Origin of the sequence: Mesorhizobium sp. C372A, from assembly GCF_030323245.1 — a bacterium.
Classification (GTDB): domain Bacteria; phylum Pseudomonadota; class Alphaproteobacteria; order Rhizobiales; family Rhizobiaceae; genus Mesorhizobium.
Genome location: NZ_CP100475.1, coordinates 1,259,358 through 1,279,719 on the forward strand (window position 1 = coordinate 1,259,358; position 20,362 = coordinate 1,279,719).

Below are 20,362 nucleotides of genomic sequence, written 5' to 3' on the forward strand. Positions count from 1 at the left end.
GTCTTAAGGTTCCCGTTCCGAAGTCCAGCGAACTATGCGGGATCGCCAACAACCAGGTCGGCGGACCTGCGACGGCCGAGCACGCGATCGATGTTGGGCATGTCGTTGGAAGCGATCCAAGCGCGGGCGTCTTCGTCGGAGCGGCCATGCTCGTGCCAGCGCACCAGAAGGCGGCGCTCGAGTTCGGCACGCGGCACATCGACAAAGATGGTGAAGTCGAACAGCGGCGCCAGCCGCGACCACGGCTCCTCGTCCAGCAGGAGGTAATTGCCTTCGACCAGGATGAACTTGGTCTCGGCGGCAACGATGGAGGCGGCGGCGCGCGACAATTCCATGCTGCGGTCGAACACCGGAATGGCGATGTCTGGCTCGCCCGAACGGATGCGCTTCAACAGCGTCTCGAAGCCGGCGAAGTCGAAAGTCTCCGGCGCGCCCTTTCTTGACCGCAGGCCGCGCTGGTCGAGCACGATGTCATCATAGTGGAAGCCGTCCATCGGCACGACTTCAGCCGCGCCCTCCGGCAACAGATCATGCAGGCCGGCCGAGAGCGTCGACTTGCCGGCGCCGGGCGGGCCGGCAATGGCGACGATGAAGCGTTTCGCCTTGCCGGCGCGCTTGAAGATGGTGGCGGCGAGATGGGCGATTTCGGACATTGGGCGCTTCCAGTTATGCTTTGCATCTTGTCGGCAGTTTGAGGAAATTTCAAACCGCGATTTGGGCAATCTCACGACATCCGCCACGTCAGCGCTGCCCCTCGTCGCCCTGCCGGTGTGCAGCCGATAGATGGGTAACACTTCTCCCCCTATGCGTCCGCCGCAGCGCCAAGCAGATTGGTTGGCGCGGCGGTGCGGCGGACAAGCTCCATGTGCCGTGTGTCGAGGATGCCGGCAGGCAGGTGAGGGGCAGGGCCAGCGTTCGAAAATCAGCCGGGCTGGCCGATCCGCAGGAAATCGCTGTCGAATGCGACATCGCGGGTCGAACCATCGGCTCCGGTGAGATGCATGTGACCTGAGGCTGTCCCGATAGCGCGCGGCGGCTCGCCGCTCGCCAGCGGCAGCGTGCCGATGACATGGCGGAAGGAGACTTCGCCGCCGAGGGTAAAAGCGGTCGCGACCCCTTCGCGCTTCAGCCAATTGTCGTCGATCGATGCGGCATGGCCGATGGCGGCGCGGCCGTCCTCGATGCCGAGCACGCCGCGATGGCGGCTGCTCCACGGCGCGTAGTCGCGGCCGCCATTGCTGAACCACAGCATGGTGACCGGAAGCTCCGCCGGGTTCTTCAGCACCAGCACCAGATCCTGTTCGGCCCGGCGCGCCAGCGCCGTCCAGCCCGGACCGTCATGATCGGCTTCGACCAGGGTGATGAAATCCTCGCGCTCATCCTCCATGCGGTAGTCGGTGAGATCGAGCGTGCCGCCGCCAGTGGCTGGAAAGCGCGTCAGATCGGTCGAGCGGGCGGGATAGGAAAGCTTGAAGCGGCCGCGGGCCGGATCGGGCTCCAGCGGTGCGTCCAGTGTCCCGGCAAAGCGCTTCGGCGAAAAGGCCAGCCGGCCGCCATCGCGCATCGCCGCCATCGGATGGTGGGCGGCGGAGACCGCTCCGGAACCGCCGGAAAAGACATGCTCCTGATAGAGAAAGGGATGACTGTTGCGGAGCGTGAAGATCTTGTCGACCGTCGCGCCCATCACCGTGCGGCGCAACCGGAAGACGGCCCGCCAGCCGTCGGATGTCGCTTCGCTGACGGTGACATCCCAGGGGCTGTTGGCCGGCCAGCCATGCAGCGGTGCGGCCTCGATGTCGCTGGCCGAAAACGGTGCGCATAGGAAATCGCCCGACAGCCGCACCGTGCCTTCAGGCAGGTCCGGCGGCAGCGTCTCGCCGGCATCGATCCAGGGCGCGCGGTGCAGCGGCTTCAGCTGGCGGCCATCGCTGTCGACCGTTATGTCGGCGATATGGCCGACAGTGAGATCGAGCGTGACCGAAATGCCCTTTGCCTTGATCGTGACCGTATCCATCCGCGCACCTGCTGATTCTGATGGCAGCGAACAAACCCGCTCCGCGAGGGATGCGCAAGCACAGCGACCGGCATTTTGCATCAGGGCGATTTTTACCCTCCCCCTTGTGGGGAGGGTCGGCGAGCGATCGGAGCGAAGCGGAGATCGATCGACGGGGTGGGGGTAGCGCCCTACGAGGACCCCCACCCCGATCCGCTACGCGGATCGACCCTCCCCACATGGGGGAGGGTGGGCGCCTACTGCCGCTTATACTCGCGCACCGGCGACTTGGTGCCGTCGGTGTAGGTGACCTGCACCGCCATCGACGTCACGTTGTCGGCGACCTTGAAGTAAGGCTGGTAGTCATAAGGAATGGCGTACGGGTCCTTCTTGTCGCAAGGCGGCAGCTTGATCTCCCTGTCGAGCGCCGTGCCGTTCAGGCTGTAGCGCACCTCCTTGATGCCGCAGCGGAACGACAGCATCTGGGAGAAATAGACCAGGCCATGATTGCCGCTGGCGTCGAAGGCGATCCACGACGTCCAGAACTGGTCGAGGATCTGTTTGTTGCCCTGTTGCAGCGCTGCGTCCGGATCGAAACTTATGTTGAACGGCCCGGTCTCGCGGCCCCTGAGATCGAGATACTTGACCCCGATGGTGGTGGCCGTGGTGCTGTCGGGCAATTCGAAGCTCGGATTGGGCATCGGCTTGCCGGTGCGCTGGTCGTTCATCGCCATCAGCCCGGTGTCGGTGAACGGACCTGACACACCCATGCGCCAGGAAATGCCGGTCGCGGCCTCGGGCAGCGAGATGGAGATCGTCCAGCCGGCATTGGAGCGCATCGGCGTCAGCGTCGGGGCCAAGCGTGCTGGGTCGAGCACGTCGCCAAGCGCCATCAGGCGGGTACGGCTGCGGTCGAGCCAGTCGGCGAGCTGCGTCTGGTCGACGAAATATTTGAGCAGCCCGCCTTCCTTTTCATAGGAGACGAACCTGGTCAGCGCCTCGGCCTCGCTGCGCTTGTCGGACAGCGACTGGACGCCGAGGCGATCCTCGGAAAACTCCTGCGCGAGCAGGTAATAGGCCGGTGCGAAATCCGGATTGGCGGCGATGAAGGCGTTGAGCTTGTCGAGACGCTGGGCATCGTCGAACTGCAGGATATGGACCAGCTTGATCGACAGCGCCTTGGCCTTGTCGGCCAGGGCGCCGAACACTTCGCGGGCGCCGGCCTTGCCGTCCTGCACGCGCAGCAGGGTGGCGAGCGTGTGTAGGGATCGACGGCGTCGACGTCGAAACCGGCGAAAGCGAGATAGGAGCGCCGCGCATTCAGCATGTCGCCGGAAAGCTCGTAGACGCGGGCATTGTGATAGAATTCGTCCGGCCGCTTCGGCTCGGCGATCGTCCCGCCCTGCGCGGCCAATGCGGCAAAGCCCTTGGCGATGGTGTCGATCGAGGCGGCGATCTGCTCGGTGGTCGCCTGAAGCTTATCCGCCTGCTCGGCCTGTTTCTGCTGGCCGGCAGCGAGCGTTTCGGTCGTCTGCTTGACCGCCTCTACCGACTTTTGCGTCTGCGCGCCCTGCTCAGCCTGCTGCTGCTGGGTCGACGCAATTTCCTCGGTCTTCTTCGCCACCGCGTCGGTCGATTGCTTGACCTGGTCGACCGCCAGCTTCGTCTCGGTTACCGTTTGCTCGATCCTGGCCACCCTGGCCGAGACGATGCCCATCTGCTGCTGCAACTGGGCGATGGCCGGCACCAGGCCGGCGATCACACCGTTCTGCGAATTGGACTGCTGCTGCAGGCCATAGACGCCGCCGGCGACGGCGGCAGCGCTGGTGGCAAAGATCAGCGCCGGCAGCGCCTTGGCGGCCAGCACCAGCCGCAGAACGATGGCAATGGCGATGACGGCGGCGGCAACCGAAGCGACCAGCGCGATATAGGCGGCGAACGGCGCCAGCGGATTGAGGATGTCGGATGCGGCGCCGCCGATGAAAGCGACGCTGCCGGCCCATTTGCCGGTGCGGCTGAGCGAAGCCCTGATAAGAGATGGCGCAGCCGCGCCGATGTCACCGGTCATTGTCAAATCCCCCAAGCAATTGCCGCCTCTATAGCAGCACCGCGACCCCGCAGGCAAAACAGGACAGGAAGCAGGCGATTTCGGGAGGTTGCCGTTTCAGCGCCGATGGTTGGCGAAGCCGAAGCGACATCTGATCTCCCCCCTTGCGGGGGAGATTGGCAGCGTCATCGGCAGCTCCGCCGTTAACCAAATGGACGAACAAAATGGGTTAGGCTAGGTTCCGGCCCTCTCAGCAACGCCGGACTTGACTTGCCAAATTTCCATTTCCCCTCCCCCGCCCAGAAATTTCTCGCAGCCCTCCTGCTGCTTGTCTTCGTGGCCGGCTGCAGCACCACCGCACCGCCCGACAGCGTGCTGGCGGTGCCGGCGCCGCAGGAGAAATATGCGGCCATCGTCGTCGATGCCGGCAGTGGCAAGACGCTGTTCGAAGTCAGTTCGAGGGCGCAACGCTATCCGGCGTCGCTGACCAAGATGATGACGCTGTACCTGCTGTTCGAGGCGCTGGAGTCCGGCCGCGTCTCGAAGGAAACGCAGATTCCGGTCTCCGACAATGCCGCCCGGCAGCCGCCGACCAAATTGCGCTTCAAGCGCGGCGAGAGCATCGATGTCGATTCGGCGATCCGGGCGATCGTGGTCAAGTCGGCCAATGACGTGGCGGTGGCGGTGGGCGAATATCTCGGCGGCTCGGAGGACCAGTTCGCCGCCATGATGACGTCCAAGGCGCGCCAGATCGGCATGAGCAGCACCGTCTTCCGCAATGCCTCCGGCCTGCCCGACGATGGCCAGCACACATCGGCGCGCGACATGGCGACGCTGGGGATGGCGCTGCGCGCCCGCTTCCCGCAGCAGTTCCACTATTTCTCCGAAAGCGACTTCATGTTCCGCGGCCGGCTGGTGCGCGGCCACAACGACATGCTCGGCCGGGTGCGCGGCGTCGACGGCATCAAGACCGGCTATATCAGGGCATCCGGTTACAATATCGTCACGTCCTACAATGCCGACGGCCGGCATCTGATCGTGGTGGTGATGGGCGCCGACAGCGCTAGGCAGCGCAACGACCATGTCGAAGCGCTGATCCAGCGCAGTCTGTCGCCCGCCATGGCCGATACGAAGACGCGGCTGATGTTTGCGGGAGATCAGCCGGCCGCGTCGCCCGGCCTGCCGCCGCCTGGTTTGCCGGCGCAGGGGTCGCAGTTGCCTGGTTTACCGCCGCAATAGAACCCGTCGTTGGGTGGAGGAACTCTGAAACGCCGGCGGGACAGCACCCCCCTCTGGCCTGCCGGCCATCTCCCCCTCAAGTGGGGAGATTAGCAGCTTCGGCGTCTCGCCTCTTTTTCGTGTTTGGCGAAGCCATGGCGACATCTGATCTCCCCCCTTGAGGGGGAGATGTCCGGCAGGACAGAGGGGGGTCGTGAAGGATCGCTGCCTCATCTTAACTCTGCAGCAGGCGCGACCTCCGTCGGCAACAGCACTTCGGCGGTCTGGTTGCCGAGCAGCAGGCGAGCGAGGCCCCGGGGGGCTGCGCTGCCACAGGCAATTGCAGCAGGCATTCATCACAAGCATGCACAAGCCCCCAATCTTCACCGCCACAGTGGCTATGCCGCCTCGCCTTGGCGTATCGTGGGCGCGACAGCAGGAGCCGGCATCATGAGCCCAAAACCATCCGAACAGGCCGACAATGAAAACGACAGCGGCGGCGAGTATTTCGAGGCGCCGCCCGCCCACGACGCCGAACTGGTTGCCGACGAGGCGCTGGAAGCGCCCGATGTGCCGGACTCCGAACCCCATGGCCGCCTGAAGCCGAAGCGAAAACCGTCGGCGATATCAGGTAGAAAGTTTCGCAAGCGTGACCTGGTGCGCATCGACGACCTCAGGCCGAGCCTGGCCGACCGCATCCGCTCCGATCATCCCGACCTGCCGCGCGGCGCCCGCATCAGCCGGGAGGAGCTCGGCCGTTACCGCATGCGCTACATGGAGGAGCTGCTGCAGCAGGAGCATGGCGAATTCTCCGAGCTCGACCGCCAGGTGGTCGAATCGATCGCCAGGCAGGACACGATTTCGGAAAACTCGGAAGAGGAGTTCGAGGAGCACCGCTCGTTCGCCGACCGCGTCTCCGACAACATGGCGGCTTTCGGCGGCAGCTGGTGGTTCCTGATCTCGTTCGGCAGCGTGCTTGCGGTGTGGATCGGCATCAATTTGATCGCGGGCGTGAGCAGCGCCTTCGACCCCTACCCCTTCATCCTGCTCAACCTGCTGCTCTCCTGTATCGCCGCCATCCAGGCGCCGATCATCATGATGAGCCAGAGACGGACGGAGGCCAAGGACCGCCTGCGCTCGTTCAACGACTACCGGGTGAACCTGAAAGCCGAGCTGGAAGTGCGCCATTTGCACGAAAAGCTCGACTATCTGATCTCGCGCCAATGGACGCGGCTGGCCGAAATGCAGCAGATGCAGCTGGATGCGATGCACGAACTGACCGGCGCGAAGAAGGCGAAGCGGGCGCCGCGCAGGGTGCGCAGGCGGGTGGCGAAGGTGGAGGTGGCGGGGTGAGTCCCGGGCTGAGGCTGCAGGGCGGACGCGAAGTTGCCAAGCCGCGCGACGTGGCTTCGAAAATATCGCCACGCCAATTGCCCGTTGAAGCCCGGCGCGGCTTCCGCTAAGAAGCCGTGGCTGGCCGGCCTATCGGCTGGTTCGTTTTCAGGTTCCTTGAAGGCACCCGTAGCTCAGCTGGATAGAGCGCTGCCCTCCGAAGGCAGAGGTCACAGGTTCGAATCCTGTCGGGTGCGCCAATCTACCCATGTATTACAATAGCTCAGATAACCCTAAAGCGCGTCACGCTGAACGGATCCATGCGACCCGCTTGAAGTCTTTGTTTTAATGCATGTCGTTGTCCCAGAACCGCGGCTCACTTCTGGGCGACATGCATGAGTGCCCGGTGTAGGCATGGGCGATCAGTCCATATTCGGCGTCATGGCGCGTCGATTACCACTTCCGCCCGTTCAGTCAGACGCTATGCTGCCGACCATGACACCAAGGCGCGCGTTCCGTTCGTGATGAAGCAAAGTCAACACCGCTTGCATGAGCGGATGACCATTCGCGGCCACCTCGAACCCGCGTCCTTCCTGCCCTGGATCATGCGCCATGCGGCCAAGCTCGGTCTCGCGCACCACATCGCTCATGCAAGCACCGATCGCATCGAACTCGATATTGCCGGTGCGGCGGAACTGATCGACATGATGGAGATGGGATGTTCGCTTGGGCCCATTGAAGTCTGGGTCGAGACGGTCGACCGCGCGCCTGTCGAGCAAAAAAACATATAGCTTTGCGTGTGGTTACCCTCCGTTTGCACTTAATTTAATCAATATTGCAATTGCGAAATAATTATGCATACGTCAGCCGCATCGAGCGGTTCGCCAACTCCTTGCGCCGGCATCTCTCTGGTCGGGAAACAGTAGTATCAGTACGGAAAGTAAGGTCATGCTGTCCGACAAGACGGACACCTGGGTGCCGGTCGCCCTTACCCAGGATCTGCCAACAGGACAGGTAATGCCGGCGCGGACGCCCGCCGGTCCCATTGCCCTCTGGCGAAGCCAATCGGGGCGCTTGGCGGCATCGGCGGATCGCTGTCCGCATCGCGGCATGCGCCTCTCCCATGGCTTCGTGCGCGGCGAGGCGCTCTCCTGCATCTATCACGGCTGGACCTATTCGCAGGCCGGTCAGTGCCTGCGCATTCCTGCCCATCCCAGCCTCACGCCGCCGGAGACGATTCGCGTTGCGACCCGGTTGGTCGAAGAGGCCGGCGGGATCATCTGGGTCGCTGATGGAGAGCCTGATGGCAACCCACCCCTTTTTGAGGGTTACGTGCCGCTCCGTTCATTGACGGCCCGTGCCGGACATTCGGCGCTCTCGGTCGCTGCCGGTACGAAGGCCACCGTTGAAGGATACGTCTGGCAGGCACCCGGCGCGCCGGCAATTCGCCTGCTGCCTATCCCGCGGGAAGCCGGCGAGACGCTGATCCACGTCCTTGTTCCAGCCGATTGCGATGCGTCCGAGCGCATCGCCGCCTCGCGAGCCGCCGAGAGCCTTCGGCGCATGGCCGAAGGGATCGAGGCGAAAGGGGCTGTGCCATGATCGACGATGCGATGCGCGACGAATGGTATCCGGTCGGGCTTTTCAGCCGGCTCGACCGCTATGGGCGCGAGACCACCCTGATGGACGAGCGGATCAAGGTTGCGCTCGACGCCAATGGCGCGGCGAAAGTGACAGGCGAAAACGGGCGCGTGCTGCCGGTTTCGGTGCGCTATGGCCATATCTGGTCGTCGCTCGGCGAACCGAAGAAACCGGTCTTTCCGATTCCCGAGGCAGACCAGCCCGGGCGCCGCTTCGTCGATGTCGGCGTGGTGCGGGTGCGCTGCTCGCCGCTCCGCGCCGTCGAGAACTTCCTCGACATCGCACACTTCCCCTTCGTCCATACCGACATCCTCGGCTCGGAGCCGCATACCGAGGTCGAAAACTACAAGGTCGAGATCCGCGAGGAAGAGGACGAGGTCTGGGCGACCCAGGTGAAGTTCTACCAGCCGCAGGCGGCGAAATCCGCGAGCGGAGGTATCACGACGGAATACATGTACCGCGTGCCGGCTCCGACCTGCTCAGTCCTCTACAAGACCTGCCCGCCGCGCCCGGGCGAATGGGATGTCATTACGCTATTCGTCCAGCCGCTTGCCGAGGATCTCTGCGACGTCTGGCCATGGATGGCGCTTTTCGATGACGAGACGCCACTGACCGATCTCATCCATTTCCAGCAGACGATTTTCCTGCAGGACCGCTCGATCCTCGAAAACCAGATCCCGCGTCTTCTGCCGCTCGATCCCGGCATGGAAATCCCCACGCGCGCCGACCTGACCTCGGTCGCCTATCGCCGCTGGCTGAAGCGCCACAATTATACCTACGGCGCGCAATTGGTGGCACAATGAAGCTTTACGACTACATCCTCTCCCCAAGTTGCTACAAGGTGCGCCTGATGGCCACGCTGTCAGGTGTGAAGCTCGAAATCCGCCCGGTCGACTTCCATCCCGGCGCCGAGCATCGTGGCCCCGAGCTTATGGCGCTTAATCCGGGAGGCTCCATCCCGATCCTTGAAGACGGCGACCTGATCCTGACCGAGTCTTCCGCCATGCTTGGCTATCTCGCCGCGAAGGCAGCACCGGCCTGGCTCGGCAGCGGCGCCCCCGAGGAGACGGCGCGCATCCAGCAATGGCTTTCCTTCTCGCACAGGCTGACCGCCAACCTCGGCGGCGCGCGCCTGCATGAGATGCTGCTGCGTCCCGGTGACATCGGTGCGCTTCAGGCCAATGGCATAGCGGCACTACGTGAGCTGGAAGCCGGCCTCTTCGAACAAAAAATGCGTGGCGATCGGTTTCTCGCATCCGACCGGCCGACGATTGCCGACATTGCTTGCTTTCCCTACGTCGCGCTCGCGCCCGACGGCGGCGTTTCCCTCGATCCGTATCCCACGATCCGGCTCTGGTCGCGAGCGCTCCGCAGCCTCGACAATTTCATCGAAATGCCCGGTATCCACCGGCTGCACGAGTTGAAGCCCGAACCGCGACCCATGCTGGACGAGGCGTGAGGTGACCGGCTATCTCCTGAAGAATTGCGCAGCGGTCATCACCGACGAGGGCAGGGGTCCGAGCGTCCGGCGCAATGTCGATGTGCTGACGAATGGCCCGCAGATCGAGGCAATCGGGCAAGGCCTGCACAGAAGCGAGTTGCCGGCCGGTACTATCGTGCAGGACGCCGACGGCTGGTTCGTCTATCCCGGCCTCGTCAACACGCACCATCACTTCTTTCAGTGCTTTGTGCGCAACCGTGCCGAACTCGACTGGACGAAGCTGTCGGTCATCGAATGGCTCGACCGGATCTATCCGATCTTCTCCCGGCTCAACGAGGATTGTTTCTACCACGCCTCGATCACGGCGATGGCAGAGATGATAAAGCACGGTTGCACGACGGCCTTCGACCACCAGTACAATTTTCCGCGCCATGCCGGAAAACGGCTCATCGACCGGCAGTTCGAAGCGGCCGATCTTCTCGGCATGCGTTTCCATGCCGGCCGCGGCGGCAACACGCTGCCAAAATCGGAAGGCTCGACCATTCCAGACGAGATGCTGGAGACCACGGACGAATTCATTGCCGACTGCGCACGCCTCATCGACACTTATCACGACACCAGTCCCTTCAGCATGCGTCAGGTCGTGGTCGCTCCCTGCCAGCCGGTCAACTGCTACCGCGAGACCTTCGTGGAATCGGTTTCGCTGGCGCGTGATCGCGGGGTGCGGATGCACACCCATGTCGGCGAGGGCGAAAGCCCGATCATCGAGGCCCGCCATGGCATGCGTACGGTGGACTATCTCGAGGACCTCGGATTTGCCGGCCGAGACACTTTCTATGCCCATTGCTGGGAGCTGACGCATGACGAACTGCGGCTGATGGCGGCGAGCGGCACCGGTGTCTCGCATTGCCCTGAGCCGGTCTATCTGGTGGGCGCGGAGGTGACTGATATTCCCGCCATGTCCGCCTTTGGCCTGCGCGTCGGTCTCGGCTGCGACGGTGCTGCCTCGAACGACAATTCCAACCTCATGCACTGCATCCATTCCGCCTACATGCTGCAATGCCTGGCGGCCTCGACGCGCGCTCATCCCGTGCCTGCGCCGGTCGATTTCCTCGGCTATGCGACAACGGGCGGGGCCGCGCTTCTGGGCCGCAATGACATCGGCCGACTGTCGCCCGGCATGGCCGCCGACCTCTTCGCGATCGACACGCGCCGCATGGATTATGTCGGCACGCGCCACGATCCATTGAGCCTGATCGCCAAGGTCGGTATCGGCATGCCCACCGACATGACCATGATCAACGGCCGCATCGTCTGGGAGAAGGGTGCGTTTACCGGGCTGAACGAGGCCCGGCTTGCTGCGGACGCGGAAGCCGCCTTTGCCGCGGTGGAATTCTAACAACTTAAGACAGGGGAACTGACATGCTGAACTATCTGACCCGCAGAACTCTGATGAAGGGCCTTGCCGCGACAGGGCTTGCCGGCGCGCTTGGCAGCCGTCCCGCCTTTGCGGCCGACGAGCCGCTCGGTATCACGCTCGTGCTCCCGTCGCCGGTCGGCGATGTCGGCTGGGGCCATGCGCTCGCCGCCGGCCTCGAGCCGGTCAAGGCCGCCTACGGCGACAAGGTGAAGATCACCGTCATCGAGAACATCGCCGAAGGGCCGGACGCCGACCGGATCATGAACAAGACCGTCGCCGACGGTAACAAGTTCCTGATCGCCGGCTCATTCGGCTACCAGAATGGTGCACTACAGATCGCCCGCCGCGATCCTGGGGTCACCGTGCTGCATGCCTCCGGCTTCCAGACCGCGCCGAATTTCTCGCCCTTCGCGGCGAAGTATTTCCAGGGCACTTACCTGCTCGGCATAGCCGCCGCAGCTCTTTCCAAGACCGGCAAGCTCGGCTCCGTCTCGGCCTTCGCCATTCCGGAGCTGATCACCTCGATCAACGCATTCACGCTCGGCGCACAGACTGTAAATCCCGATGTCGAGGTATCGGTCGTCTGGGTGAACTCCTGGTTCGACCCGGCCAAGGAACAGGAAGCCGCCAAGGCGCTGATGGCACAGAACTGCGACGTGATCTTCTCGAACGCGCAGGACACACCCTCCGTGATCTCGGCCTGCGAGGAGGCTGGCGTCTATGCGTTCAACCTCAATTCGTCGATGAAGAAATATGCACCGAAGAAATATCTCGGCTGCATCGCGACGGACTGGTCGCCCTTCTTCAAGGCTTCCGTGGATGCCCATCTCGCCGGAACTTTCAAGGGCGCCAACACCTTCCTCGGCGTCGCGGAAAAGGTGGTGGAGGTCGTGGACTGGAACTCAGATATCCCAGCCGACACGATGACGAAGATCAAGGAAGTGGCGGCGAGGATCGCCGACGGCAGCTTCTCGCCCTTCACAGGTCCAATCACCAAGGCCGACGGCAGCGAAGCCGCCGCCGCCGGTGCGACGATAGCGGATCCCGAGATCGTCGCGATGGACTGGCACGTCAAGGGTGTCACCACACCACTGCCGAAGTAAGTCATGACCCCGCCCCTTCTGTCGCTCCGCGGCATCTCGAAGAGCTACGGCCAGATCCGGGCTAACGAAGCCATCGATCTGGACGTGGCGCCCCAATCGATCCATGCGATCCTCGGGGAGAATGGGGCGGGCAAATCGACGCTGATGAAGCTCATCTATGGCGTTGAACAGCCGGACGAAGGCACCGTCGTCTGGAACGGAGAGCCTCTGCGCCTTGCCTCGCCGGCTGAGGCACGGCGCAGGGGCATCGGCATGGTCTTTCAGCATTTCTCGCTGTTCGAGACGCTGACTGTCGTCGAGAACATCCAGCTCGTCGTCCCCGGCGGCAAGGCGGAGCTGGCCGGGCGCATCCGCAGCCTCGGCCAGGATTTTGGCCTTGAAGTAGATCCTCTCGCCGATGTGCACGCGCTCTCGGTCGGCGAACGGCAGCGGGTGGAGATCATCCGCTGCCTGATGACGGACCCGAAGCTGCTCATTCTCGACGAGCCGACCTCGGTCTTGCCGCCGCAGGCGGTGAAGAAGCTGTTCGACACGCTCAGGCGCCTTCGCGACCGCGGCGTGTCCATCCTGTTCATCTCCCACAAACTGGAGGAAATTCGCACGATCTGTGACCAGGCGACGGTCTTGCGTGGAGGGCGCGTTATCGGCACCGTCGACCCGCGCGACTATGATGCGCACGACCTCGCCCGGATGATGATCGGCCGCGACATGCCCGAGGTGATGCCCGCGTTGGCCATGCCCGAGGGGGAGAAGCGGCTGGAAATAATCGACATGGACTACACGCCGGACGACCCCTTTGCCACGCCGCTCTCCGGCATCAGCCTCACGGTACGATCAGGCGAGATCCTTGGCATAGCCGGAATATCGGGCAATGGCCAAGGCGAGCTTGCCGCGCTCATCTCGGGCGAAGCGATGCTGCTGAAGGAACAACGCGACCGGATCTACATGATGGGCCGCGACGTAGGCACACTCGATGCGGCCGCGCGCAGGAGATTTGGCTTCGCCTTCGTGCCCGAAGACCGGCTGGGACGCGGCGCGGTCCCTGAAATGTCGCTCGTGCTCAACACCGTTCTTACCGCCCATCCTTTCGATCTCGTGAGGCGCGGCCTCATCAACAGCGCCGGAGCGACGGCTTTCACCAGCGAATGCATCCGTCGGTACGACGTCCGCGCCTCCGGCCCGGATGCCGAAGCGGGCTCGCTGTCCGGCGGCAACTTGCAGAAATTCATCGTCGGTCGCGAGATGATGCTGTCGCCAAAACTGCTTTTCGTGGCGCAGCCAACCTGGGGTGTAGACATTGGCGCTGCATCCGCCATCAGAAGGCGGCTCATCGCGTTGCGCAACCTGGGCGTGGCGATCCTCGTAATTTCCGAGGAACTCGAGGAACTTTTCGAACTCTGCGATTTCATCCAGGTGCTCCATCATGGAATGCTGAGTCCGCCTCTGGTCACGCGGGACACGCGCCCCGAAGACATCGGCAGATACATGATCGGAGCACATGCCTCGCCAGAGAAGGTTCCTGCATGAGCGTTTGGGCCGCGCCGTTCCTCCCCGCGCTCGTCCGCCGGGAGCATGCCTCGCTCGTCGCGGCCATGCTGGCCCCGGCTGTCGCGCTTGGCATGGCGATCATCCTCAATCTGGGCCTTTATGTGCTGATAGGCCGAGATCCGGCGGCCGTCCTGTACGCGATGCTTCTCGAGCCGTTCCTCTCCTGGGCATCGTTTGCGGAGGTGCTGCTGAAGGCGGGGCCCCTTCTCCTCATTGCTCAGGGGCTGGCGATCGGTTTCCGCGCAAAAGTGTTCAACATCGGCGCGGAGGGCCAGTTTATCCTGGGCGCTATTTTCGCCTCGGCGATCCCCGTCTGGTTTCCGCAGGCGACCGGGCAGTGGATCTGGCCGCTGATGCTGCTTCTCGGTGCCCTCGGCGGTGCACTTTGGGCATCTATCACCGCCTTCTGGCGCGTCAGGCTCAATGCGAACGAGATCCTGGTCTCCCTGATGCTGAGCCTCGTTGCGGCGCAAGTCCTCAACTACCTGCTGCTCGGCCCATGGAAGGACCCGGCCGGCTTCAATTTCCCACAATCCGTCATGTTTCAGAACGACGCGATGGTGCCGACCCTGATCACCGGTACCCGCGTCAACGTCTCGCTGCTCATCACACTTGCGCTCTCGCTGGTGGCCTGGGTTTTCATGCAGCGAAGCTTCATGGGGTATAAGCTCAAGGTCGGCGGCCTTGCCCCGCGCGCGGCCGGTTACGCCGGCTTCAGCGAAGGGCGTGCGATTTGGCTGTCGCTTCTGATCGGTGGCATGGCGGCGGGACTGGCAGGCGCGGCGGAAGTCGCGGGTCCGCTCGGCCAGCTGCAGCGCTCGATCTCGACCGGCTACGGTTATGCGGCCATCATTGTCGCCTATCTCGGCGGCTTGCATCCAGTCGGCATCATCTTTTCCGCGCTCTTCATGGCTGTCCTCTATATCGGCGGCGACAATGCGATGGTGTCGGCAAACCTGCCGATCGCCGCCGTCCGCGTCTTCCAAGGCAGCTTGCTGCTCGCCTATCTCGGCGCTGTGGCCTTCGTGCGCTACCGCATCGAGTGGCGCCGCCCCCATCACCTGAGCCAGCCATGAACGCCGTCGAGTTCATTATTTCGGGCATGCTCGCAGCGGCAACCCCCTTTCTCCTTGCCGCACTCGGCGAGTTGGTGGTCGAGCGCGCCGGTGTTCTTAACCTCGGCGTAGAGGGCCTGATGGCCCTCGGCGCGGTGCTCGCGTTCATCGTCGTCTACCACGGCGGTGGACACCTGCTGGGGTTCGTTGCCGCCGGCCTCGGTAGCGCCGTACTGTCCCTCGTCTTTGCAGTGCTGGCACTCGGATTCCGGGCAAACCAGGTCGCGACAGGCCTTGCGATCGGCATTCTCGGCCAAGGCCTTTCGGCGCTGTTCGGCAAAAGCTACGAGAGCTTGACGGTGAAGGGGCTCCCGAAACTTGCCTTTCCCGGCCTCTCGGAAATCCCGGTAGTCGGCAGGCTGTTTGTCCAGGACATCGTCGTATGGCTTTCCCTTGCCGTGACGTTTGCGATCTGGGCGATGTTTGCCTATACGAGAGTCGGCCTTGTCGTGAGGGCAATCGGCGAGAATCCCAAGGCAGCCCATGCCATCGGCTATCCGGTCATCGCTATCCGTATCGCGGCCATAGCTTTTGGTGGCATGATGGCGGGTTTTGCCGGCGCCTATGCGGCGGCGGTGTACACGCCCCTTTGGGCGGACGGTATGATTGCCGGACGTGGCTGGATCGCGATCGCACTCGTTGTCTTTGGTACGTGGCTCGCTGGCCGCATCTTCCTGGGTGCCTGCCTCTTCGGTGCGGTTTCGCTGATGAGCCTCGCCGCCCAGGCGACCGGTCTGGACTTGCCATCGCAACTGCTTTCCAGCCTTCCCTATCTCGTTACGATCGTCGTGCTCGGTGTCATCTCGGCGGACCGCCGCTTGCTCAGGCTGAACGGTGTCGCCTCGCTTGGCGAACCCTTCGAACGTTAGCCGGGATTAAAGTGGATTTGCGAAACTCGGCGTAAGTTGAAGAGATTCGAAACGCCAGCGGACGATCGGCATCCGATCCAAAGGGCAGAAACGCCAAACGGGGCGAAGGTATGCCCGCAAGGGTAGCGCTGACGCCGTCGACTGCGAGCAGCGGAACGATGTGGCGCACAACGCGCCCGACATCGGTGGAGATCGTCGCGGGTTTCTTGGATCGTCCCCTTTTCTGCAGTACGAGCCCCATTCTCGAGGGTCCATTCTCCACCGCAGCCTAGGGAAGCGGCGTCGCAAGATGGCCTGAGGCATGCGCCCGGTAAATTCCCGCATGCGAGCACTCGTCCTGCCTGTCTAAGGTTCCGAGTCTAACCGCAAATCCTCGATTTTTTCCGCCAATTCCAACATATATATTCCGGTCGCCGCAAGAAGCCATAACAACGATTTCCAATACTACCTATTCTTGCAGAAACTAAAAACGCTACACTCGCGTAATCATATTGGTAACGGATGCTGTTCAACCTGCGTCCAGGCAACCAGCACGGGGAGCGGCGTTATGGATTTCTTTAAAAGTTTAACAAAGGTCTTGGCCGGCGGCGCGGTTTCCGTAGCTTTGTGCTTTCCGGCTGGCGCGGGCGGGCTCAGTGTGGGCATCGGCGGCAGCGGTGGGGTGGGTGTTTCGGTCGGCGGCAGTGGCGGCGGGCTTGGCGTCGGTGTCTCGGTCGGCGGGAGCAAGGGCGTCAATGCCGGAGCGACGGTCGGAGGCACCAGCGGCACCACCGCCAGTGTCGGCGCCTCGGTTGGCAGCGGCGTTACCGCCGGCGCCGGCGTATCGGTCGGCACGGGCGTCGGGGTCGGGGTCGGCGCAACCGTCGGCAGCGGTGTCGGGGTCGGCGCCGGGGTCGGGGTGGGCAGTGGAGTGACGGCCGGGGTCGGCGTCGGCATTGGCACACAGACAACGACCACCAGCCCTAGGGATCCCAACACGCCGGCGGTGCCGGCGCGACCGGCGGTGGTTGCCATCAGCGCCATGTCGGCCGGCCAGATCGCCAAGATGAAAAAACGCTGCGCCAGCGTGCTCAGCGGCAAGGGCACCTACGACCGGGACCTGAAGGAGCTCTGCCGGATATTGGCGCGGCGCTGAGTACCGCAACATCGCATCTGCCGTGGGGCGTCAGTCTCTCAGCCAGCCACTGCCGCAAGGTGGCGGGCATTCTTAGGGGGTAGCTTTGCCAAGCGGTTCAGAGTTTCGCGGAAAGGCGGAACCGCTCAGGCTGTGCGCTTTCATCGGCGGCATTCCGCATGGCTTGGTCGCCGAGCCGAAGGAAGCGCGCCGCCCGGTAGCGGCCTTGCTCCGACCTCTGCCGTCCGTCCGGTCACCCGTTTGGGCCGGCTCGAAGATTCGCCTCTGGCCTTTTGTATCACCCGCTCTAGCTGCTTTGTGTTAGGCTCGTCATGTTAGCCTTGTCTTGCTGATGGAGGTTTTGATGGATCGGCGATCATTCTTGACAGCATTGTTCGGCGTTGCAGGGGCCGCGGCGCTTGCTACCGCGGTTCGGCCTCTCGAGGCCGTGGCCGGGGTTCCCAATATCGGTAACGGCATTCTCGATGAACTCGACAAGCAGGATGCCAATTCGTTTGATGACGACGAAGGCCCGGGCGATGTCGAGCAGATATCGCATCGGCGATGGCACCATCGTCGCCACCACAGGCGGCATGTCTGGAGACGGCACTGCCGCACGTTCTGGCGGCATGGCCGGTTGCGCCGGCGCTGCTATCGCAGGCGCTCCTTCGTCGTCTTGCGGTTCTAACCGCGGCACGTTCCCGGATTGACCCTGCCCTGAGGCGCAAACACCAAACAGACCCATCCCGATTTGCATCGGGATGGGCTGGTTCAGCTTTATCCAGCCACAGCTGCCACCGAATCCCGCTGCACCAGCGGGCATTCCAGCTTGGTGATTGGATAGCGGCCGCGGCCGGGAGGCGGCGGCACTTCGAGCTGTTCGATCGCCCATTGGCCCATCGCCATGTGCGGCAGGATCGATGTTGTCAGCGGCGGGAACAGGTGGCGGGCGATCTCCTCGTCGTCATAGCCGACGACGGAGATGTCCTGCGGGATGTGCAGGCCCGCCTCCTTCAGCGCTTCGTAGCAGCCGATGGCTGTGCGGTCGTTCTGGCAGAAGATGGCGGTCGGGCGCTCCTTGAGCGCCAAAAGCTTAACGGTCGCGGCATAGCCGGCGCTCGCCGACCAGTCGCCCTCGACCACCAGTTCGGGATCGAACGGGATGTCGGCGGTGGCGAGCGCTCTGCGGTAGCCTTTCAGCCGGTCCTGCGCGGCCTGCATCCACGGCTCGCCGGTGATGGTGGCGATGCGGCGGTGGCCGTGGCCGATCAGATGCCGGGTCGAGTTCTGGCCGCCGGCGATCTCGGACGGCACCACGGCCGGGAAGGCATAATCGGCCGTGTAGCAGTTGAGCAGGATGACCGGGATGTCGAGGCCGTAGAGGAAGTCCGGTGCCGTGATCTCGCGGGTGAAGATGGTCATGTAGACCAGCGCCGAGATGCCGCGCCTGGTGAGCGCCGCAATGGCGCGCGGCTCCATGACGGAGTCGCCCATGGTCTGCGCCACGAGCAACACATTGCCGGCGTTCCACGACGCCTGGCGCGCGCCCTCGATGGCGACAACGGCTTCCGGGCTTGTCGCCAGCTGGTCGACGGCGAAACCGATGACACTGTCAAGTCCATCGAAGGCGGGAACAGGTTTGCGCAGCGCCGAGAAGGCGGGTGCTGCGTAGCCGAGCGCACGCGCGGCGTCGATCACCCGCTCGCGCGTCTGCTGCGACAGCCGGATGCCGGGCGAATCGTTGAGCACGAAAGAGACGGTCGCCTGCGAGCACCCGGCTGCCCTGGCGATGTCGGTCATGGTGACGCGGCCGCCCTTGGCGGCTCTCGCCGGCGCCTTGCGCCGCTTCGCCGTGTCGTCCGGATCCCTCGTCTCGCTCATGGCATTGCGTCCCAATCCCCAGCCTGTCTAGTCGCAAGCCTGCCACACCGACAAGATGGTGTCGCGCCGTCGACCGATGGAAATAGTCGAAGGCGTTTATCTTTATTAGCAGCTTTGAAGTTCCCCGCCATGCCGCTGCGGGCCGCGTGAAATTCGAGGACTGCAAGGCATCTGCTTGCGCGAAGCGGTGCTGCACCTGTTCGGGAAAACTAGACCTAGGGCCACCGCCGAGTGTCCGCGCGGGACCTCTGCTAATAGTGTTTACTAATACAAAACGACGCTGTAACGTCAATCCGCCGTGTCCGGTCAGGTGGGACCCGTGCGGCGAGAAGTGCACGTGAATGGCCCGATGGCGAGCGGGGTTTGCCTCCGCAAGCGTGGTCTCGGACATGTGATATGTCAGACAAATCAGACTATTTACGAGCACGGGATGAGTCTCTAATGTCCGTGATCGCGACCGACGACGCCATTCTTCAGCGCCGGGAACCCCTGAGGAGGAGGGCGTCCAAATCGCGAGCGGCAAGTCAGTGAATGCAAGATCGGTTCAGTCCGACGACTGAGCCAAAACGGGAGGTTGAACATGAAATCCTTGATACGACATGCATCCGTGGCCACCGCAGCCCTGCTGCTTGGCCTGACCGCGACAGCCATTGCGCGCGCCGACGACAAGCCGACGCTGGCCTTCGTCGTCAACGGCGCTTCCGATTTCTGGAAGGCCGCCGAAGCCGGCGTCAAGAAGGCGCAGGCCGAATTGCCCGACTACAATCTCGAACTCAAATATCCCGAGCAGTCCTCGGTCGCCATCCAGCAGCGGCTGATGGATGATCTGGTGACCGCCGGCGTCAAGGGCATCATGGTCTCGGCCGTCGATCCCAAGACCTCGACCGACGGTCTGAACAAGATAGCGTCGGAAACGGCGCTGTTCACCACCGACTCCGATGCCCCGCAGACCAAGCGTGTTGCCTATATCGGCTCGTCCAATGTCGACGCCGGCAAGCAGGCGGCCGAGATCGCCAAGAAAGCGATGCCGGACGGCGGCAAGTGCCTCGGCTTCGTCGGCCTGCTCGGCGCCGACAATGCCAAGGAACGCATCCAGGGCATGAAGGACGGCCTCGCCGGCAGCAAGATCGAACTGGTGGACGTGCGCGGCGACGACATCGACCAGGCGCGCGCCAAGAAGAATGTCGAGGACGCGCTGGTCGCCAGCCCCGACATCACCTGCATGGTCGGCTTCTATTCCTACAACACGCCGCGCATCTATGAAGCGCTGCGCGACGCCGGCAAGCTCGGCTCGATCACCGTCGTCGGCTTCGATGACGATCCGATCACGTTGGGCGGCGTCAAGGAAGGCACCGTGGCGGCCACCGTCGTGCAGCAGCCCTTCGAATGGGCCTATCAGGGCATGAAGCTGATGGCCGCCTATCTCAAGGGCGACAAATCAGGCATTCCGGAAGGCGGCCTGATCATCATCCCGACCAAGATCATCGGTAAGGACGATGTCGACACCTATGCCGCCAATCTGAAGGCGATGTCCGGAAACTGAGACCACGAGCAGTTGCGCCGGCTCAGGGTTCGCCTTGAGCCGGCGATCGTGTTGACGGGTCGGCCAAGGCCCGTCAGTCTGTAGCCCACCGGCTGCT

General features: G+C 63.5%; 17 protein-coding genes, 1 tRNA gene and 1 pseudogene. 14 read left to right on the forward strand and 5 right to left on the reverse strand.

Going from position 1 to position 20,362, the window contains the following annotated elements; translation table 11 throughout:
* Nucleotides 1-32: 32 nt before the first annotated feature.
* From NLY42_RS05850 to NLY42_RS05860, 3 genes and pseudogenes are all read right to left on the reverse strand, one after another.
* Nucleotides 33-653, reverse strand: coding sequence for a nucleoside triphosphate hydrolase (locus tag NLY42_RS05850; RefSeq protein ID WP_023671222.1), 621 nt, complete (start codon nt 651-653; stop codon nt 33-35).
* Between the two features lie 269 nt (nt 654-922).
* Entirely contained in the window at nt 923-2,014 is a 1,092-nt protein-coding gene (locus NLY42_RS05855) for a hypothetical protein (protein ID WP_023755467.1), read from the reverse strand.
* A 236-nt stretch (nt 2,015-2,250) separates the two neighbouring features.
* Nucleotides 2,251-4,061, reverse strand: a pseudogene (locus tag NLY42_RS05860) (methyl-accepting chemotaxis protein).
* Between the two features lie 249 nt (nt 4,062-4,310).
* On the opposite strand from NLY42_RS05860, the gene NLY42_RS05865 reads away from it, so the two are divergent.
* The 13 genes from NLY42_RS05865 to NLY42_RS05925 all read left to right on the forward strand — a co-directional run bounded on the left by NLY42_RS05865 (nt 4,311) and on the right by NLY42_RS05925 (nt 16,862).
* Nucleotides 4,311-5,279 (forward strand): D-alanyl-D-alanine carboxypeptidase family protein, encoded by a 969-nt coding sequence (locus NLY42_RS05865; RefSeq protein WP_023689149.1) that lies wholly within the window; start codon nt 4,311-4,313, stop codon nt 5,277-5,279.
* A 429-nt stretch (nt 5,280-5,708) separates the two neighbouring features.
* Nucleotides 5,709-6,611 (forward strand): DUF1003 domain-containing protein, encoded by a 903-nt coding sequence (locus NLY42_RS05870; protein WP_023703727.1) that lies wholly within the window; start codon nt 5,709-5,711, stop codon nt 6,609-6,611.
* Between the two features lie 162 nt (nt 6,612-6,773).
* A tRNA-Arg gene (locus tag NLY42_RS05875) sits at nt 6,774-6,850 on the forward strand.
* A gap of 297 nt (nt 6,851-7,147) precedes the next feature.
* A complete protein-coding gene (locus NLY42_RS05880; RefSeq protein ID WP_023822906.1) occupies nt 7,148-7,381 on the forward strand; it encodes an acylphosphatase in 234 nt (77 codons plus the stop codon).
* Nucleotides 7,382-7,538: 157 nt separating this feature from the next.
* Nucleotides 7,539-8,192 (forward strand): Rieske 2Fe-2S domain-containing protein, encoded by a 654-nt coding sequence (locus NLY42_RS05885; protein WP_023714514.1) that lies wholly within the window; start codon nt 7,539-7,541, stop codon nt 8,190-8,192.
* Nucleotides 8,189-9,034, forward strand: a complete 846-nt coding sequence (locus tag NLY42_RS05890) for an aromatic ring-hydroxylating oxygenase subunit alpha (protein WP_023755468.1) — start codon at nt 8,189-8,191, stop codon at nt 9,032-9,034. The genes NLY42_RS05885 and NLY42_RS05890 overlap by 4 nt, the downstream gene beginning before the upstream one ends.
* Complete coding sequence (locus NLY42_RS05895) at nt 9,031-9,690, forward strand: glutathione S-transferase family protein (RefSeq protein WP_023699368.1); 660 nt, start codon at nt 9,031-9,033, stop codon at nt 9,688-9,690. The genes NLY42_RS05890 and NLY42_RS05895 overlap by 4 nt, the downstream gene beginning before the upstream one ends.
* Nucleotide 9,691: 1 nt before the next feature.
* Nucleotides 9,692-11,071 carry an amidohydrolase gene (locus NLY42_RS05900; protein WP_023689144.1) on the forward strand — a complete coding sequence of 460 codons (1,380 nt, stop codon included), beginning with the start codon at nt 9,692-9,694 and terminating at the stop codon, nt 11,069-11,071.
* A 26-nt stretch (nt 11,072-11,097) separates the two neighbouring features.
* The gene (locus NLY42_RS05905) at nt 11,098-12,195 is read left to right on the forward strand and encodes a BMP family ABC transporter substrate-binding protein (RefSeq protein WP_196813867.1); all 1,098 of its coding nucleotides are present in this window, start codon (nt 11,098-11,100) and stop codon (nt 12,193-12,195) included.
* A 3-nt stretch (nt 12,196-12,198) separates the two neighbouring features.
* Nucleotides 12,199-13,722 carry an ABC transporter ATP-binding protein gene (locus tag NLY42_RS05910; RefSeq protein WP_023699370.1) on the forward strand — a complete coding sequence of 508 codons (1,524 nt, stop codon included), beginning with the start codon at nt 12,199-12,201 and terminating at the stop codon, nt 13,720-13,722.
* The gene (locus NLY42_RS05915; protein ID WP_023734808.1) at nt 13,719-14,819 is read left to right on the forward strand and encodes an ABC transporter permease; all 1,101 of its coding nucleotides are present in this window, start codon (nt 13,719-13,721) and stop codon (nt 14,817-14,819) included. Before NLY42_RS05910 ends, NLY42_RS05915 begins: the two co-directional genes overlap by 4 nt.
* Complete coding sequence (locus tag NLY42_RS05920) at nt 14,816-15,727, forward strand: ABC transporter permease (protein WP_023700481.1); 912 nt, start codon at nt 14,816-14,818, stop codon at nt 15,725-15,727. Before NLY42_RS05915 ends, NLY42_RS05920 begins: the two co-directional genes overlap by 4 nt.
* A gap of 547 nt (nt 15,728-16,274) precedes the next feature.
* Entirely contained in the window at nt 16,275-16,862 is a 588-nt protein-coding gene (locus NLY42_RS05925; protein ID WP_023748289.1) for a hypothetical protein, read from the forward strand.
* Nucleotides 16,863-17,217: 355 nt separating this feature from the next.
* Here NLY42_RS05925 and NLY42_RS05930 read toward each other — a convergent pair whose 3' ends face one another.
* The gene (locus NLY42_RS05930; protein WP_198022217.1) at nt 17,218-17,400 is read right to left on the reverse strand and encodes a hypothetical protein; all 183 of its coding nucleotides are present in this window, start codon (nt 17,398-17,400) and stop codon (nt 17,218-17,220) included.
* Nucleotides 17,401-17,618: 218 nt separating this feature from the next.
* On the reverse strand, nt 17,619-18,722 hold the full coding sequence (locus tag NLY42_RS05935) for a LacI family DNA-binding transcriptional regulator (RefSeq protein ID WP_023832680.1): 1,104 nt from the start codon (nt 18,720-18,722) through the stop codon (nt 17,619-17,621).
* Between the two features lie 580 nt (nt 18,723-19,302).
* On the opposite strand from NLY42_RS05935, the gene NLY42_RS05940 reads away from it, so the two are divergent.
* Nucleotides 19,303-20,265, forward strand: a complete 963-nt coding sequence (locus NLY42_RS05940) for a sugar-binding protein (RefSeq protein ID WP_023672352.1) — start codon at nt 19,303-19,305, stop codon at nt 20,263-20,265.
* Nucleotides 20,266-20,362: the final 97 nt, after the last annotated feature.